Genomic DNA, 255 nt, shown 5'->3' with positions numbered 1-255 from the left:
CTTCAGAAATTGGTATTTCAACATCATCAACAGGATCTAAAGATAAAGATCTTGCCTTTTTTGCAATCTCATAGGCTTCTAATGTTTTTTTCTTAATTTCTGAAAAATAATCATTTATATCCATAAAAATATATTTAAAACAATATTTTTAATTGTTTAAATTCNNNNATTTGAAATGGGAAGTAGATTATAAAATTGGTTATTATTATGAACAAAAAGTAAAAAAGATGTTAGAACAAGGAAGGATATGATGTT

General features: G+C 23.1%; 1 pseudogene (only partly in view). It reads right to left on the bottom strand.

The features are described from left to right. Positions 1–124: pseudogene (locus LUA84_RS05125) on the bottom strand (hypothetical protein); its annotated part reaches 32 nt to the left of the window's first position; the annotation flags it as partial. Positions 125–255 lie beyond the last annotated feature (131 nt).

Source organism: Candidatus Nanopusillus massiliensis, from assembly GCF_920984865.1.
Note: the sequence above shows the minus strand (reverse complement) of the source record. Positions and strands in the feature narration are given on the sequence as shown.